Source organism: Nocardia stercoris (assembly GCF_003696265.1).
In the GTDB taxonomy this organism is placed as follows: Bacteria; Actinomycetota; Actinomycetes; order Mycobacteriales; family Mycobacteriaceae; genus Nocardia; species Nocardia stercoris.
The window spans coordinates 178,589-195,587 of the sequence record NZ_RFFH01000009.1 but is presented as its reverse complement, the minus strand read 5'-3'; the positions used below and the strand labels follow the sequence as shown (position 1 = coordinate 195,587).

Below are 16,999 nucleotides of genomic sequence, written 5' to 3'. Positions count from 1 at the left end.
CCGGTACACAGCACTCGATCCGGTCGCAACGGTCGGCTATATTGAGCCCAGTCGCGACGCCGAGGTCGGGCGCGATGCGGCAGCTCGGGGGTGCTTCTCGAAAGACGTTCCCTCCGACGGGGTCCCGACCGTTTTCATGACGACATGGGGGGTGCGGTTCGATGGTCGATCTGAACCTGGATATCTCGGAAGTGCAGAAGTTCGCCGTGACGCACGAGGACGTCGCGACGGCCGTCAAGCAGGCGGGCCAGTTCAACACCGGCCAGAACGTGGCGGCCATGACACCGGTCTTCGGGCTCATCGGGGCCGACTATCTGGCGCTGTACGCGGTGGCGGAGGCCGCGCACGGCACCGACATCCAGAACCTGGGCAGCAAGGTCAGCGATCTGGCGCAGGCCACGTTCAACACGGTCGCGGCGCTGCAGGGCACCGACACCGAGTTCGGTGCCGCGGTGAACGCCCAGACCGCGCAGCTGGAGGCCTGAGATGAGCACTCTGTCCGACGGCATCATCGGCGGCGCACCGGCCGTGGCGGCGCCGGCGCCGGCCGCGGTCGCTCAGCCCGTCGCGCAGTCCGCGCAGGCGGGCCCGATCATGGATCTCGCGCTGCCGCAGTTGCCCGCCGACCTGCCGCCGATCGAGCCGCCGGCGTTCACGATCGCCCGCAAGGAATTCGAGGACAACGCGAATTCGGGTGCCGCGCCGCATCTGCCCGGGTTCGGCGGTCCGGGGCACGACGACGGCGCCGCCATGCACACGGCGGGCTACGCCGGCTCGCCGCTGGTCGACGGCGCCAACGGTGTGCTCGACGGCGCCCAGTCCGCGCTGATCAACGTCGGCAGCACGGTCGACGGCGCGATCCACAACGCGCAGACCGCGCTCGACGGCGCGCGCGCCACGCTGTCCGGGTCGGCGCCGGCCGCGACCTCGACCGCCGCGCCCGCGACGCCACCCACCACCGACACCCAGTCGACCGCGGCGGCGGCCACCGCGGCCACGGGAACGCCGACCGATCCGATCTCGCAGCTGCTGAGCAGCCTGAATCTGCCGTCGATTCCCAATATCGAGCAGCTGTTCCAGCCGTTCGCGTCGCTGCTGCAGAGCTTCGGCACGGGCTCGCTGAGCTCGCTGGGTTCGTCGAACCCGACCAGTGCGCTCAACTCGTCCTCGTCGGTGATCTCGCAGGTCATGTCGATCGCCGAGCAGGCGCTCAAAGCCGTCGAGAGCAGCTGGACGGGCCAGTCGGCGAACGCCGCGCAGACGAGCGGCCAGTCGGCCCAGTCGCACAGTCAGACCACCGTCGACCGCGGCAACGACATCTCCAGCCTCACCCAGCAGGCCGCGGGTGTGGTGCAGAACGGCAACACCCAGCTCACCGCGGTGACCAATGCGTTCGTCGCGCAGGCCACGGCGCTGGCGCCGGTGGCCTGGACGCCGCCGGGGCAGGCCGCGCTGATCACGGCCGCCACCGACTCGCTGAGTCAGGCGGTCGCCGTGGTCAACGCGACGCGCGGCGAGCTGGGCACCTATACCGGCCAGTTGGCCGGCGTGGTGAACGATCTGGTCGCGCAGAACGCGCCGGCGGCGCTGCAGACGGCCGAGTCGCTGGCGCAGAACGTCGCCGAGCCGCTGCTGAGCGAGGCCTCGCAGTCCTTGACCAGCGGCAATTCGACCAGCACCGGCAACAATTCGACGTCGACCACGAACGGTTTCCCGTCCCTGGGTACGCAGACCACCACGGCCGGCTTCCCGGGTACGAGCACCACCGGTTCGCCGAGCGACCTCGGCAGCCTGGGCTCGCTGGGCAGCCCGAGCCTGTCGACCGGTCCGGGTTCGCCGGGCTCGCCCGGTTTCCCGAGTGTGCCGGGCAGTCCGTCGATCTCCGCGGGCCCCGGATCGGCCGTGCCGGGTCTGACGGCCGGCCTGCCGACGTCGGCCACCGGTATGCCGTTCGGTCCCACAGGCAGCGCGAGCACGCCGGGTTCGCCCGGTTTCATGGGTGGCACGGGTGCGGCCGCCCAGCGTGGCGAAGGCGACGACGAGCACACCAGCAAGGTGCAGCCCTACTTCAGCCCGACCGGTTCCGACGATCTCGCCGGGGCGCTCGGTGAGGCCAGCCCGGACGTCATCGGCGCCACCAACACCGAGGACATCATCGACGGCTACGACCCGAACGGGTTCCAGAGCCCCGGCTCCACCATGTTCTGATCGCCGCGCGCGGCAGTACGGCCCACCCGGCCCCGGACGGATCGCGTCCGGGGCCGGCGCCGTGACGGGGGCGAATGCGATCGGCGCGACGCAATCCGGCCCGTTTCGTTGCGCATCGGCCCGCAGACCACGAAACTAGAATCAGTTTCAGTTTTTGCTGCGAGAGGAAACCGATGCGCTTCACCTATGCCGAGGCGATGACCGACCCGGCCAACTACGTGCCGCTGGCCAAGGCCGCCGAAGAAGCCGGCTTCGACTGCATGTCGATTCCGGACAGCGTCGCCTACCCGGAGGAGTCCAGCTCCACCTACCCGTACACCGCCGACGGCAACCGTGAGTTCCTCGCCGACAAGCCCTTCATCGAGACCTTCGTGCTGGCCGCCACCCTCGCCGCGGTCACCACCAAGCTGCACTTCGTGCCGTTCGTGCTCAAGCTGCCGATCCGGCCGCCGGTCCTGGTCGCCAAGCAGACCAGCTCACTGGCCGCGATCAGCGGCAACCGGTTCTCGCTGGGCGTCGGGATCAGCCCGTGGCCGGAGGACTTCGAGATCATGGGCGTGCCGTTCGAGAAGCGCGGCAAGCGGATGGACGAGTGCATCCAGATCGTGCGCGGGCTGTGCGCGGGCGGGTTCTTCGGATTCAAGGGCGAGTTCTACGAGTTCGACCCGATCTCGCTCACCCCGGCCCCGACCGAGCCGGTACCGATCCTGGTCGGCGGCCACAGCGAGCCCGCGCTGCGCCGCGCGGTGACGCTCAGCGACGGCTGGATGCACGCCGGCGGCGACCCGGTCGAACTCGACAAGATGCTGGACCGGATCACTGCGCTGCGCGCCGAGCACGGCATGACCGGCCCGTTCCAGATCCACGTGGCCTCGCTCGACGCCTACACCACCGACGGCATCAAGCGCCTCGAGGACAAGGGGGTCACCGACGTGATCGTGGGCTTCCGCTACCCGTACGTGGCGGGCCCGGACACCGAGCCGCTGGCCGACAAGATCACCCACCTGCAGCGGTACGCGGACAAGGTCATCGCTCGCAGCAAGTGACTCCGCCCGGGGCCGGCGAACGCGCCGGCCCCGGCGTCAGCCCAGCGCCGCGATCTCGGCGGCGGCCAGGACGACCGGCTGGACACTGTAGCGGGCCCGCACCGACCGGGTCGCGCGGTACAGCGGCCGGTGCTCCAGATCGGCGTCGGCGATCTCGGCCTGTATCTGGGCCACGAGCACTCCCGACACCGCGAGCGCGGTGGGCAGCGGCGCGGCCGCGAGCGCGTCGGCGAGCCGGCGCAATCCGAGCAGATGCATCTCGCGACCGCTGCCGGCGTCGGTGTAGAGCGCGACCGGCACGATCTGGGCGTCGCCGCCGACCGTCACCCGGACCGCGACCCGGCTGAGCCGGCCCGGATACACGAGCATCTCCGCACCAGACGCCTGAGCGAGGTCGAGGCGCCGATGCCGCCACAGGGTGCGGGCGTGCAGGACGGTGGCGGTGAGCCACAGCCGCCGCCGGGCCACCGCGAGGGCGTAGAGCGCGGTGGGGGCACCCAGCACCACGCCGGAGACGACCGCGACGGGCCAGGCCACGATCACGGCCAGCAGCAGTCCGGTCCCCGCACCCAGACCGAGCGCCAGCAGGGCCAGTCGCGCCAGCACCGGCGCGAACCGCTCGGGCGCGATCAGATCGAGGCCGATCGGTTGCGCCACTTCGGATATCGGTTTTTCTCGCACGCCATCGCATTCACTCGCCGGATACCTCCGACGCTACTCCCCCAGCGCAATTCGGGCGCCCGCAGCCATGATTCGGTGGTTCGCGGCCACTAAGGTGATTCCGGTGGCCGCCCGCGTGCTGCGCCGGCCGGTCAGCCGAGCGCGGCGGTCACCTCGGCCACCACGTCGCCCAGCGGGATCTGTCGCTGCTCGCCGGTGCTCAGGTCCTTGAGCCCGACCTCGCCGGCGGCCAGGTCGCGATCGCCCAGCACCAACGCGAACCGCGCACCGGACCGGTCGGCGGCCTTCATCGCGCCCTTCACACCGCGGCCGCCGTAGGACTGCGATACCCGGATCCCGGCCGCCCGCAGCCGCCCGGCCATCGCGACCAGCTCCCGCCCGGCCGCGGCACCCAGCGGGACCCCGAACACGTCGACCTGCGCCGGATCCGGCAGGCTCTTGCCCTCGGCCGCAAGCGCGAGCACCGTGCGGTCGACGCCGATCCCGAAGCCGATCCCCGACAACGCGGGCCCGCCCAGCCGTTCCATCAGGCCGTCGTAGCGACCGCCGCCGCCGATGCCGGACTGCGCGCCCAGCCCGTCGTGCACGAATTCGAAGGTGGTCTTGGTGTAGTAGTCCAGCCCGCGCACCATCCGCGGGTTGAGCACGTACGAAACACCCAGGGCGTCAAGGTATTCCAGCACCTGATCGAAGTGCGCCTTGGCGGACTCGGACAGGTGGTCGACCATCAGCGGCGCATCGGCGGTCAGTTCCCGCACCTCGGGCCGCTTGTCGTCGAGCACCCGCAGTGGGTTGATCTGCGCGCGGCGGCGAGTGTCCTCGTCGAGCGGCAGCTTCGCCAGGAACTCCTGCAGCAGTTCGCGATACGCGGGCCGGCAGGTGTCGTCGCCCAGCGAGGTGACCTCGAGCCGGTACCCGGTCAGGCCGACGGCCTTGAATCCCGCGTCGGCGACCGCGATCACCTCGGCGTCCAGCGCCGGATCGTCGATCCCGATCGCCTCCACGCCGACCTGCTGCAGCTGCCGGTAGCGCCCGGCCTGCACGTTCTCGTACCGGAAGAACGGGCCCGCGTAGCAGAGCTTGACCGGCAGCTGGCCGCGGTCCAGGTTGTGCTCGATAGCGGCCCGCATCACACCCGCGGTGCCCTCCGGCCGCATGGTGACGCTGCGGCCGTTGCGGTCGTCGAAGGTCCACATCTCCTTGCTGACCACGTCGGTCGACTCGCCGACGCCGCGCGCGAACAGTCCGGTGTCCTCCAGGATCGGCAGCTCCACATGCCCGAACCCGGCCAGACGGGCGGCGCCGACGAGCGCGTCGCGCACGGCCACGAATTGCCCGGAGTTGGGCGGCAGGTAATCGGGGAACCCCTTCGGGGCGGTGAAGGTGCTGGTCTTGGTCACGAGGATCAAGTCTGGCAAATGCCCGCGCGCCGCGTCCAACCAGTTCCCCAGTCGTGTCCGCCGCGTCCGTACCGACGGGCAGTAACCCTTCTACAGGAACGTCTCAGCTCGAGATGGCAGACTCTTGCAGCGGAAGCCAACCGAAACGGAGGATCTGGTAGTGCCGACCAACGAACAGCGACGAGCAGCGGCCAAACGGAAGCTGGAGCGCCGACTGGAACGGCAGGCTCAGCGGGCCCGCAAGCGTAAGGCCCTCGCCATCGCCGGATCCGCTCTGGGCGTCGTCCTGGTCGCCGCCGCGGGCGTCGGCATCTGGTACCTGAACAAGGACAACAGCGACTCGTCCTCCGACGCCGCGCCCACCACCACCGCGGCCCCGATCACCGCGCCGGCGCCGCCGAGCCCGAAGCCGCGGCCCGCGACCGTCGGCTGCGACTACCACGACGCGCCGAACCCGGCCAAACAGGGCATCAACAAGCCGAACACCGCGAACGTCACCGCGGCGGGCAACACCAAGGTGTCGCTGGACACCAACCAGGGCCCGATCAGCCTGACGCTGAACAACGCCGAGGCGCCCTGCACGATCAACAGTTTCGTGAGCCTGGTGTCGCAGAAGTATTTCGACGGCTCCCCCTGCCACCGCCTCACGACCGCCGACGGCCTGAAGGTGCTGCAGTGCGGCGACCCGACCGGCAAGGGCACCGGCACCCCGGGCTACGGGTTCAAGAACGAGTACCCGAACGACCAGGTCGACCCCAACGACCCGAATTCGGCTCAGCCGGTGAAGTATTCGCGTGGCGTGGTCGCCATGGCCAACTCCGACCGGCCCGGCATGCCCACCGAGGGCACCAACGGCAGCCAGTTCTTCCTGGTCTTCGGCGACTCCGAACTGCCGCCGAACTACACCATTTTCGGCACCGTCGACGAGAGCGGCCTGTCCACCCTGGACAAGATCGCCAAGGCGGGTACCCAGGACGGCAGCCAGGACGGTCAGCCGAAGAACGCGGTCACGATCAACACGGCCAAGGTCGGCTGATCCGGGCGGGGGCGCCGTTCGCCGGCGCCCTTGCCACGGAAGTCTTTCCGCCCGTCCCGAGATGCCGGGTCCGCCGGACGGGTAGGCTCGCCCGGCGAGTGGGAAAGCGGAGGACGTTGTGCAGGTGCAGCCCGGATCGATGCTCGGCGGGTACACCGTCGTCCAGCCGCTGGGGGCAGGTTCCGCCGGCACGATGTTCCTGGCCCGGCGGCCGGGCGGGGCCGGCGAGCTCCCGATCGAGGTGATGCCGGCGGCCTGGGCGGAGGTGCCGGCGATCCGGGCCGCGGTCGAGCAGTCGGCGCGGTACTCGGGGGTGAACAATCATCCTTGCGTCGCACCGGTTTTCGACCGCTGCATGCCCGCGGATCCGGTGTTGTGGCTGGCGTTGCGCCCGATCCCGGCCGGCTCGTCGGTGTCCGCGGTCGGTAACCGGCCCGCGCGGATGGAACCGGACCGGGCGATCCGGATCGTCGAGCAGCTGGCCGGTGCCCTGGACTACGCGCACGAGCGCGGCATCGTGCACGGGAACGTGACCCCGGCGGCGATCCTGGTGCAGCGCGACGAGTCCGGCGAACGCGCGTTGCTGTCCGGATTCGGGCTCGCCCGCCGGCTCGAGCCCGCGGGCGCCGGTCAGGTGGCCGACCTGGGTTGTACCGCACCGGAACGCTGGACTCCCGGCGCGGTCCTCGGCGCCGGGGCCGACGTCTATTCCCTGGGCTGCACGCTCTTCCAGCTGCTCACCGGCGTACCCGTGGTGTCGGGTGACGACCCGGGGGCCGTGGGCGCGGCGCATCGGTACGCCCCGCCGCCGTCGCCGCGCGAGCTGCGCCCCGATCTGCCGGCCGCGCTCGACACGGTGATCGCCACCGCCCTGGCGAAGGAGCCGGCCGATCGATACGCGACGTGCGGGCAGCTGGCGGCAGCGGCCCGGCAGGCGCTCGACGCGGCAATGCCGTCCGCACCGGGGCTCGCTCCGGCCCGGCCGGACGCCCAGCCGGCTTCGTCTGCCCAGCCGGCTTCCGCTGCCCTGCCGGACTTCTCAGCCCAGGAGGATTCCTTGACCCAGCCGAATTCCGATGGACTTCCCTCGGCCGCAACCGATTTCGCCGCTCTGGGCGATCTCGCGGCGCAGCGGCGCGTTTCCGCGCATCCGCCCGGTCCGGGCCGCGGCGAGAAGATCGCGGTGATCGCCTTGGTCACCGCGGCCGTCGGCACCGTGGTCGCGGTCTCCGCCGCGGCCGCCGGAATCCGCCCCGCCACCGAGGATCACCCGGCGGCCGCAGCTCCGGTCGCCTCGACCACCGCGGCGCCCGCACCGGCGAAGCCGCTTCTGCCCAGCCCGAATCCGCGCCCGGCGACGGTCGACTGTAGCTATCACGCCGCACCGGCCGCGGTACCCGGCATCACCCAGCCCGCCACGGCCGGCATCAGCACGGCCGGTACCGCACAGGTGGCTCTGGACACCGGCCAGGGCCCGATGTCGCTGACCCTCGATCGGTCCGAGGCGCCCTGTACGGTCGACAGCTTCCTGAACCTGGTGGCGCAGAACTACTTCGACAACTCCCCCTGCCACCGCCTGACCGATGCCCCGTCCCTGAAGGTGCTGCAGTGCGGCGACCCGACCGGAAAGGGAACCGGCACACCGGGATACGAGTTCGCGAACGAGTACCCGAGTGACCAGATCGCGCCCGACAACCCCAATGCCGGTCAGCCCGTGACCTATTCGCGCGGCGTCGTCGCCATGGCCAACTCCGACCGGCCCGGCATGCCCACCGAGGGCACCAACGGCAGCCAGTTCTTCCTGGTGATCGGCGACTCCGAACTGCCGCCCGACTACACCGTCTTCGGCACCGTCGACCCCACCGGCCTGGCGACCCTGGACAGGATCGCGGCCGCCGGAACCGCCGACGCGAGCCAGGACGGCGCGCCGGCGAACCCGGTGGTCATCGCGACCGCAAGGGCGCAGTAGCCGGTCCGAATCTCGGCCTACGGCGGCCTGTCGAGTGGCACACCGGCGTGCGATCCGGCAAGGTTGACGGCGGGTTTCGACCGCCGTCCAGTCGTGCCGGATTTGTACGACATGTTCGGTTATGTCCCGTGACAACCAAGGCTGCCCTGTGCTGCCGCTGGTAACCTCGGGGTACGGAGTGCGGCGAGCGAGGCCCGACTTCATTCATCCGTAGTCACAACTGCAGCATCGGGAGCAGGCAATGGCCGAAGAACTCGACGATATCGGGCGCGAAACCGCTGCGGTGATGAGACAGATGCTGCAGCTGGCGACCCTGGTCGCCCTCCGCACCCGCGAACGGGGTCAGAAGGAAGCCGAGGCGCGCGCCAAGGTCACCGAGACCCGCATGAAGGAGACCCGCGAGCGCGCGCTGCGCGAGGCCGCCGAATCGAAGGCGAAGGACCCGCGCAACCAGGAGCTGGCGCGCCTGCTGGCCCGGCCCGCGGCGACGCAGGGCATCTCGCTGGAGAAGGACCGTTCGATGGTGCAGTCGCTCGCCGCCGAACCACCGGTCCGCTACGACTCCCGGGAACGCCGGGAAGCGTTGGCGCAGCACCTGTCTCGCGCCGGAGTGGCACCGGATCTGGTGTCGGTACGCATGCTGCTCGACGTCGGCCAGGCCACCCCGGCGCAAGAGGCGGCCCGCACCGTCGCCGAGGACCTGGCGAAACGCCAGACGCGCGAAGCAGCCGCGCGGGCGCTGGAGCGGTCCCGCACGCGCTGAGCTACGAAACCACGAGCGGCCCGGGTGATCCCGGGCCGCTCGTGTTCCACTGGGCGGGTGCGCTCGCGCGGTCAGCGGCCGAAACCCTGCGCGCCTTCCAATTCGGCGTCGCCCGGATCGGACATGAACTCGGCCGGCGGCCGCAGCATCGGCAGCGGATGCTCGGTCAGATAATTGCTGTGCCCGTTGCGAACCGAGCAGAACCGGAACGGTCCCTTGGGGCTGAACAGGATTCTCATCTGAGGATCGGCGTGGTCGATGAACCATTCGCTGATCCCGACGGCCCCCTGGTTTCGCTTGAAATACCAGCTCTCCCACAGACCCAGCATGCGCGCACCGGCCTCGGCGTGCCGCCACCACTCCGGGCACCACACCACGTCCACCGAGTCCGTCACCTGACGCCGGTACACCTTGCAGATGTACTCCTCCACGAATTCCGCCACCGACCCGTACGGCTCGATGTCGTCGACGGCGAACAGGCCTTCCGGCGGCTCGACCACCGGCAAGGGGCTCAACATGTTTCGGTGACCACCACGTCCACTGCAATAGCGGAAGGGCCCGGCCGGGTCGAACAGGACGTCCATGTGCCAGTCCACATGGTCGACGAACCAGTTCGCCATCCCGGTGTTCGGGTTCAACCGGTAGTGCTCCCAGGCCCGCCAGATGGCGTCGAACCGGGCCAGCGCCTCGGAGTGGCGCCACCATTCCGGGCACCAGGAGACCTCGTTGGTGTCGGTCACCTGCCGCTGGAGCACGTGGCGAAAATATTGGTCGACGAACTCGATCACGTTCGGGTAGTACAACAGACCCGTATCCTGCTCGCTCACAGCGGCTGAACCTCCTCGGGCTGACCGTAAGTCGCCGGCGGCGTCACCGTGGTCAGCGCCTGTTCCTCGATCACATCACTGGCCAGGTTGTGGTGGCCCGGCTCGTGCCGCGCGATCGAGTGCTCGACCGCCTCCGCGTACGGGCCCTCCCACCAGGGCACGGTCCGCACCAGTACCGCCGGCGCACCGGAGGTGAACACTACGACCCGCCCGCGCGGCATGGTCACCAGCGCGTTCACGTTGAAGGTCTTCGAGGCACTCAGCGACCGCGAATAACTCTTACCACCACTGGATTCCGACATCGACTGCGCGATGTACTCGTAGTCGCCGATCGCCTCGGACCGGTCGGTCAGGAACCTGGTGTCGTCGATCCCGCTGCCGATCACCTTCACGTTGGCGGCCGACCAGAGGGCGGCCATCCCGTCCTCGCCCCAGCAGCGCGCGCCCTGCGCCCACGACTGGAGGACCGTCATCACCACGATGCCGCGCGAACCGAAGTGGCTGTACTGCTTGGGCAGATCCTTCCAGCGGACCACGTTGGCGGCCTCGTCCAGGACCGCGAGCAGCGGCACCGGGAGCCGGCCGTGTGGCGAGCGTGCCGCCTCCCGCATGGCGGTGTCGATCACCGCGGCGGTGAGCGCGCTGACCAGCGGGGCCGCCGAGCCGCGCCCCTCCAGCGACAGACTGTAGAGCGTGCCGTTGGCCTGCAGGAACGCCAGTTCGTTGAATTCGGTGCCGCCCTTGCGCGGCGACACCCACGGGATGACGTCGGACATCTTGAGGCAGTTGATCATCTGCTTGGCTGTGCCGAAAATGCCGCTGCGCGTGCGCGGGTCGGTGTTGTACTGCTGCGACAGGCCCGAGGCCGCGACCTCGAGGCCGGGCGCGTCCACCCAGGTGCGGTAGCCCTGGCGCAGGATCTCGATCGGTTCCGGGTTCTGGACGTTGGTGACCCATTCCCAGACGGTCATGACCGTCCACCGATCGGCCTGTTCGGGGTGCAGCGCCGCCGCGGTGGACGCGGCGAGGAACAGGCTGGCCAGCAGGTCCTCGGCCTCCTGGTCGAAGTAGGCGTCGCCCTTGCTGTCCGAACCGCCGTTGTCGGCGTCGGCGAAGTGCCCGGCCAGCTGCGCGGCCCGCATCTCGCAGCCGGGTCGCGGCGCGTTGACCCAGCGCAGCGGATTCCAGTACCAGCTCGGGGTTTCCGTTCCCGCGACGCCCTGCGGGTCGAATACGAACACCGGAGATCCCTTGAGCTCGCGCACTTCCCGGGTCGCGTCCACGACGTCGCGCTTGTTCGAGGTGGCCACGATCGGCCCGTCGGCGGCCAGGATCGCCGGGATCACCCGGGAACTGGACTTGCCCTGCCGCGGCCCCCAGATGTCGATGTGCAGGTCCTCCATGGACCCGTACAGCGGAACCCCGTCCGCCACACCGACTCCCAGCGGCACACCGGGCACGACGGGCAGACCGGTGATCCGGTCCGGGCGGCCGCGGCTCAGGCCGAGGTCGGTGCGCACGTCGAGCTGCTTGGCCTTCTCTCGCACGCCGCTCTCGAACAGGGCGCCGATCGCACTGCCCTGGCCCATGTAGTCGGCCTTGTCGTCGACGGCCAGCCGGCCGATCTGCTTGCGCTTGGCGCGTTCCTTGCGCACCATCAGCCACAGCACCCCGGACGCGATGATCAGGAACACGACGATCGTGGACTGGGTCGGCCAGTGCAGCTGGTCGCGGAACATGGCCGCCACGATCGAGATCGGGTTGTAGATCGGCCACGGGCTGGGTGAGCCGGCGAGCCAGTTACCGACCTGGAAGGCCACCCACAGGGTTCCGATCACCGTGGCCCCGAAGTAGATCAGTTGCAGGGTGCGGTCGGGACCGACTTCGGCTGGGTCCTTCAACTTCTTCGCCATCGGGAGCCTCCTGTGCTGACCGTGTCCGTCGCTGCTTGCCGCTCAGTGGAATTCGTCGAGTCGCCAGCCGTCGGCGGTGCGCACGACGGTGGCGATGACCGTGGCCGGGGCCAGCTGGTCCCGGTGGCCGTCGGGGTAGACGGCCGTCTGCTCGATTCCGATCTTGTACTGCTGGTGGTCCGGATCGGCGCCGGGCGGCGCCTTCTCCCCCGAAGCGAAGGTGAAGGCCTCGACCTGCGCCCGAGCCCGGGCCCAATCACCCCACTGCAGTGAGGGTTTCGGGCCGGCATCCGACGCGGGTGTATCCAGTATCCGGATCAGGTTGGGCCCCAGCCACTTCCGGGCCCGCTCCAGGGACGCACCGGGCATCTCGTCGGCCGGGTGCCAGGTGTAGATCTCCCGCAGCGCGGCCACCGCCACGCCGTCGGGCGACGCGGGATCCGGCTGCGGCGCCGCCTCCAGCCGGCGGGTGGTGGAACTCACCGCGACGGAGGACGTGGCGGAATCGCCACTGCCGCCCGCACATGCGGCACTCACCGACGCGACGCCGACCATCAGCATCACCACCAGACTCGCGCGAACGATCGGATACCTCCAGGCTAACGGTCGCGAACGACTAGGGACCATCACAACACCCGCCGCAATCGGGCATCACCGGGAACCGAGGCCGCGGCGACCCCGGTCCCCGGCGCGGCGTACAGCATGCTGCCGTTACCCAGGTAGATCCCGACCTGCGCGGGTCCACGCGGGCCGAACGAACTGAACACCAGATCCCCGGGCCGAGCCGCCTGCCACTTCACCTCACCGCCGAACTCCCACTGCTGTTCGGCGGTGCGCGGCAAGGTGACCGCGCCCTGAGAGGCGGCGAACACCGCGGCCGAGGTGAGCCCGGGCCCGTCCAGGCCGCCGTTCGACGGCCCCTGCGGGCCACCGGCACCCCACACGTACGGCGTCCCGGTCCACTGCTGTCCGGCCTGCACGATCTGGCTGCCCGCGGTGCCGTTGCCCGGCTCGAACCGGCCCTCGGAACCCGCCGCGCGATACTGCGGTTCCATCGCCAGAATGTTGGCCACGTAGGGCTGGGTCTCGGAGAAGTGCGCGGCTACCTGGTTCGGCATCCCGCCCGACGCCAGCACCGCGCCGCTGCCGGCGTTGTAGGCGGCCAGCGCCAGCGGGACCACCTCACCGCGGACCCGGCCCTCGGCGATCCACCGTTCGATGCCGTGCGCCAGCGCGCACATGTAGCGGCCCTGCGCCATGATCGCGTCACCGTCGTCCCACAGGCTCGCGTTACCGTTGCCCTCGGCGTCGATGAGATACGGCTTGCCGTCGTCGGGATCGATCAATTGTGCGGTGGAGGGCAGGAACTGGGCCAGGCCGACAGCACCGGCCGGCGAGGTGAGACCGCGCCGGAAACCCGACTCCTGCCGCCCCTGCGCCGCCAGCACCGAGGGCGCGATCTCGGGGCACAGGGAACCGGCCCGGCGATACCACAGGTCGAGTTCCGGCGGGACCTTGCCGTCGGCCAGCGCCCCGCCCGCGGTGCCGAAACCCATGCTGCACATCGGATTCGCCGAGAACGGCCAGGCCCCGGAGGATTGCGGGGTGGGTGCGCCGTCCAGCCAGGGCAGCGGGTCGATCTGGTGGCCGCCGGTCAGCCGGCCGCCGGGCACGATCTCGAAATGCAAGTGCGGGCCGGTGGATTGACCGGCGCTGCCGATATTGCCGATCTGCTGGCCGGCCTTCACCTGGTCTCCGACGTGCACCCGCACCCCGGAAGGCCATTCGTGCCCGTACACCGCGGAGAACGGCCGCCCGTTGACGTCGATCGAGTCGATCACGATCCAATTGCCGAAGCCCGCCGCCGGTCCCGCCGCGACCACCCGCCCGTCGGCCACCGAATAGATCGGGGTCCCGTCCGCGCCGGCCAGGTCCACACCCAGGTGGGTGCCGTTGCGTGCGCCGAACACATCGGAGATGGTGAAGGTGCCCGCCGCCAGCGGCCAGGTTCGCCGGATCGGACCCAACGGCGGTGTGCCCGAGGTGATCGCGGCCACCGGCTGCGGGGCGGCCACGGTGGCCGGGGTGTCGGGCGCGCTCGTGGCGGGGTTCTGCGATTCGATCGGAACCGGTACCGGCGCAGTGCTACTCGTCGCCGTGGTGGACGACAACGCGGCCGTAGCCGACGTCGAGCCGTCGCCCGCGGTCGACGTCGGGCCCGCCGAGGTGGCCGCCGCCAGATTCGGATCCCCTTGCGCCGTACTGCTGTTGGTGACGGTCGGGGAATCGGCGCACGAGTCGTCGGAGGCCGGGAGCACGATCACGACGACCAGCGTGATCAGAGCGAGCACACTGCCCAGCGTGAGACCGACCATCGTCCGCGCGTTCACGGGCCACCGGTGCCGGAACGCGGCCCACCGATCATGTGGCCCGGTTGGTTTCGTTCAGCGAATCGACCAGGGAACGGTTCATCTCCGCCGCGGCGGCCAGCTGCTGCTGCAGCAACGCCACCTGGCGGCGCAACGCACCCGCGTCGAGCCGATCCAGGCCCGGTCGTTCGGCCGCGCGAACCCAGTTGCGCACCGAATTGGTGTGCACGCCGATCTGTTCGGCCACCACCCGGCAGGCCTCCGACTCGCTGCGCAGCTTGCCGGTCAGCGCCACCACCTGCTCCACCGCCGTCTGTCTGACCTGCGGCGAAACCCGCCGATACGACCGGTGCGGCATCATGCGGCACCACTCCCCTCGTCGCCGCGGCGATCGGTGGACTCGTTGAACTCGCTGAACCGCTGGTTGGTGTCGTGGATTCCGCTCTCCTTCTCCGAGAGCGTGAACTCCATCTGGAACGGGATGCCGGGGCGCCGGTCCTCACCGATCTTGAGCAGGAACTTGCCGGTACCCGGTGCGGGCGGCCGGGTCTGGCCGGGCTTGAGCGCCTCACCGGTCAGGGCCTGCGGCGCCGACCAGCCGGTCACCATCTCCTCCTCGGCGACGGTGAACGGCACCGTCGAGTCCAGCCGCTTGATCTCCTCCGGCGGTAGTGCGCCGAAGATCTTGGCCCGCGCGCGTTCCAGGAAGCCGACCGCCTTCGCGATCGCCGCCTCCGAACCGAGCGACTGGAGGTCCTTGATGGTGTGGCTGATCATGATCAGCGACGTGGCCAGGCCACGCTGCAACCGGGTCAGCTCGTCGACCCGGTCGACCATGAAGTCGCCCAGGCCCAGCACCTGCCACAACTCGTCCATGACGACCTGGAAGTACCGCTGCGGACCCAGCTCGGCGTCGGCCAGCACGTGCGCGGCCTCCACCGAGGCGAAACCGTCGGCCCAGCAGGCCAGCATGACCGCGGCCTTGAGTTTCTTGTCCCCGTTGGGGATGTGCGAGACGTCGATGCACACCGCCACCGAACCGGTGTCGATCGGAGTCGTGGTCTGCCCGTTGAAGATCGCGCCGAACGGTCCGGAGGTCAGCGCCCGCAGCGAACGCCGCAGGCCCTTGATCGACTCCTGGTATTCCCCGGGGGTGTCGGCACCGGCGTCCAGCATGAGCTGGTCACCGCCCGCGACGATCACCTCGAGCAGGTTCTCCATGATCGGCGGCTCGGCGGCGGTGAAACCGCTGCCCTCCCGGTACAGGATCCGCAGCGCGGTGGAGACCAGGGTCTCCTCGAAATCGCGGACCCGCGAACCTCGAACCAGTTCCACCAGACCCGCGATCAGGGTGACCTGCCGGGCGCGTAGTTCCTGCAGCACCTGCTCCTGCACCTGCGGCAGATGGTCGAGCTGCGGCACGATCGCCCCGAGCACACCGCCGGCCAGCGGATTCAGCTGGCCATGGCCGTAACCCAGGTCGATGACCTGGCCGCCGACCAGTTCGACCAGCTTGCGGTAGTCGGGCTTGACGTCGGCCAGCACCAGCGGGGTGATCCCCTGCGCCACACCGCCGAGCACGATCCGCCGGACCAGCGAGGACTTACCGAAACCGTTGAGGCCCAACACGAACAGGCTCGGCGCGGTGATGAAACTGCCGCGCATGAACCAGTTCATCGGGTCGAAGCAGACCGGCGCGCCGGTGTGCAGATGCGAACCCAGCGGGGTGCCGATCAGCGGCGCGCCCGCGCCGACCGACCACGGCCACAGCCCCGCGACCTGCGCGGTGGTGGCCCGGTACTCCACCGGGCGGCCGACCACGCTCATCCGGCCGCCACCCGGTCCGGCGTAGCCGCGATCGGTGAGCGGCAGGGTGTCGCGGTCGAAACCGTCCTCCACCACCGCCTCCAGGCGAGCGGCGGCGTTCATGCGGCGCAGGTCGTCGGTGCGGATCCGGAAGGCCGCCCACGCCGCGCGCAACCCGCCGCGCTCACGGGCGATCGCCTCGTAGTTGGCGCGGGTGACGTCGTCGAGCAGCGGCGGGCCGGAACGCTGTTGCCGCGGCCGTTGTGCCCCGCCCTTACCGCGCTTGCCCCGCTGCGGGTCCGGTGCGACCTTGCGGCTGCGGGCCACGGGGGCGGCCGTGCCGCGCTCGCTCGGCCGCCGCTCGGTGCCGGGCCGGGCCGCGCTGCCTCCGGCCGGACGCCGGGGAGCGCCCGGGAACCGGCCCGGCACCGCGCGCCGCGGTGTTGCGGGTTCCTCACCCGCACGTGCTGTGGTGGAACCGCCCTGACGCATCTCGCCCTGCCCCTCGGCCATACCGCTGGACATACCCGTTTCCGCGGACCGAGACTCCGACCGCCGGCCACCCGGGGCCTGCCGCCGAGCCCCCGGCTCGGCCTGCCGCCCCGCCGCACGCCCCTTGGGCGCCCGGCCTTTTCGCGCTACAGGCGGCGTGTTCCCTGCTCGCGCCGCAGGATCGACACCGTCGGCCCGCATATCCGAACCGGCAGTGCCGAATTCCCCTCCACCGGCCTGGACCACACCGGACTCGGCGGAAGTTTCCTGCGCCGAGCCGGCCTGCCCCGCAACTACCGCACGGGAATCCGAGTCGACCGCCGAATCAGGCTGCCCCGCAGCAGCGCCACGGCCGATACCCGGTGCGGACACATCAGCTTCCGAGCCGCGCCGCCGACCGGTCGCTGAATCAGCCTGCCCAGCAACAGCACCGGGACGGCCATCGGTACCCGATTCCGCCGCAGGTTTCTCCGGCGTCTGTCCGAGACC

14 protein-coding genes are annotated in these 16,999 nt (G+C 70.4%); 6 read left to right on the top strand and 8 right to left on the bottom strand.

What is annotated here, in order from left to right; all coding sequences use genetic code 11:
- Positions 1 to 161: 161 nt before the first annotated feature.
- From EBN03_RS21415 to EBN03_RS21405, 3 genes are all read left to right on the top strand, one after another.
- Positions 162 to 485 (top strand): type VII secretion target, encoded by a 324-nt coding sequence (locus tag EBN03_RS21415; RefSeq protein WP_122189864.1) that lies wholly within the window; start codon positions 162 to 164, stop codon positions 483 to 485.
- Position 486: 1 nt separating this feature from the next.
- Entirely contained in the window at positions 487 to 2,208 is a 1,722-nt protein-coding gene (locus tag EBN03_RS21410) for a hypothetical protein (protein ID WP_122189863.1), read from the top strand.
- A 173-nt stretch (positions 2,209 to 2,381) separates the two neighbouring features.
- The gene (locus EBN03_RS21405; RefSeq protein ID WP_122189862.1) at positions 2,382 to 3,254 is read left to right on the top strand and encodes a TIGR03619 family F420-dependent LLM class oxidoreductase; all 873 of its coding nucleotides are present in this window, start codon (positions 2,382 to 2,384) and stop codon (positions 3,252 to 3,254) included.
- Positions 3,255 to 3,290: 36 nt separating this feature from the next.
- On the opposite strand, the gene EBN03_RS21400 is transcribed toward EBN03_RS21405, so the two are convergent.
- Together EBN03_RS21400 and hisS are read right to left on the bottom strand one after the other, a co-directional pair.
- Positions 3,291 to 3,911 carry a hypothetical protein gene (locus tag EBN03_RS21400; RefSeq protein ID WP_233608516.1) on the bottom strand — a complete coding sequence of 207 codons (621 nt, stop codon included), beginning with the start codon at positions 3,909 to 3,911 and terminating at the stop codon, positions 3,291 to 3,293.
- Positions 3,912 to 4,066: 155 nt separating this feature from the next.
- A complete protein-coding gene (gene hisS, locus EBN03_RS21395; protein WP_122189940.1) occupies positions 4,067 to 5,335 on the bottom strand; it encodes a histidine--tRNA ligase in 1,269 nt (422 codons plus the stop codon).
- Positions 5,336 to 5,495: 160 nt separating this feature from the next.
- Between hisS and EBN03_RS21390 the strand changes: the two genes are divergently transcribed.
- The 3 genes from EBN03_RS21390 to EBN03_RS21380 all read left to right on the top strand — a co-directional run bounded on the left by EBN03_RS21390 (position 5,496) and on the right by EBN03_RS21380 (position 9,103).
- Positions 5,496 to 6,371: a peptidylprolyl isomerase gene (locus tag EBN03_RS21390; protein WP_122189860.1), complete on the top strand. Its 876-nt coding sequence runs from the start codon at positions 5,496 to 5,498 to the stop codon at positions 6,369 to 6,371.
- Between the two features lie 118 nt (positions 6,372 to 6,489).
- The gene (locus EBN03_RS21385; protein ID WP_122189859.1) at positions 6,490 to 8,340 is read left to right on the top strand and encodes a peptidylprolyl isomerase; all 1,851 of its coding nucleotides are present in this window, start codon (positions 6,490 to 6,492) and stop codon (positions 8,338 to 8,340) included.
- Positions 8,341 to 8,581: 241 nt separating this feature from the next.
- Positions 8,582 to 9,103, top strand: coding sequence for a hypothetical protein (locus EBN03_RS21380; RefSeq protein WP_122189858.1), 522 nt, complete (start codon positions 8,582 to 8,584; stop codon positions 9,101 to 9,103).
- 71 nt (positions 9,104 to 9,174) lie between these two features.
- On the opposite strand, the gene EBN03_RS35160 is transcribed toward EBN03_RS21380, so the two are convergent.
- The 6 genes from EBN03_RS35160 to EBN03_RS21350 all read right to left on the bottom strand — a co-directional run bounded on the left by EBN03_RS35160 (position 9,175) and on the right by EBN03_RS21350 (position 16,543).
- Entirely contained in the window at positions 9,175 to 9,930 is a 756-nt protein-coding gene (locus EBN03_RS35160; RefSeq protein WP_233608515.1) for a DUF4913 domain-containing protein, read from the bottom strand.
- Complete coding sequence (locus EBN03_RS21370; protein WP_122189857.1) at positions 9,927 to 11,843, bottom strand: type IV secretory system conjugative DNA transfer family protein; 1,917 nt, start codon at positions 11,841 to 11,843, stop codon at positions 9,927 to 9,929. Before EBN03_RS21370 ends, EBN03_RS35160 begins: the two co-directional genes overlap by 4 nt.
- A gap of 42 nt (positions 11,844 to 11,885) precedes the next feature.
- Complete coding sequence (locus EBN03_RS21365; protein WP_233608514.1) at positions 11,886 to 12,404, bottom strand: hypothetical protein; 519 nt, start codon at positions 12,402 to 12,404, stop codon at positions 11,886 to 11,888.
- A 65-nt stretch (positions 12,405 to 12,469) separates the two neighbouring features.
- Entirely contained in the window at positions 12,470 to 14,233 is a 1,764-nt protein-coding gene (locus EBN03_RS21360) for a peptidoglycan DD-metalloendopeptidase family protein (RefSeq protein WP_122189855.1), read from the bottom strand.
- A 31-nt stretch (positions 14,234 to 14,264) separates the two neighbouring features.
- Positions 14,265 to 14,519, bottom strand: a complete 255-nt coding sequence (locus tag EBN03_RS21355; protein ID WP_233608513.1) for a transposase — start codon at positions 14,517 to 14,519, stop codon at positions 14,265 to 14,267.
- A gap of 50 nt (positions 14,520 to 14,569) precedes the next feature.
- Positions 14,570 to 16,543, bottom strand: coding sequence for a chromosomal replication initiator protein DnaA (locus EBN03_RS21350; RefSeq protein ID WP_233608512.1), 1,974 nt, complete (start codon positions 16,541 to 16,543; stop codon positions 14,570 to 14,572).
- Positions 16,544 to 16,999: the final 456 nt, after the last annotated feature.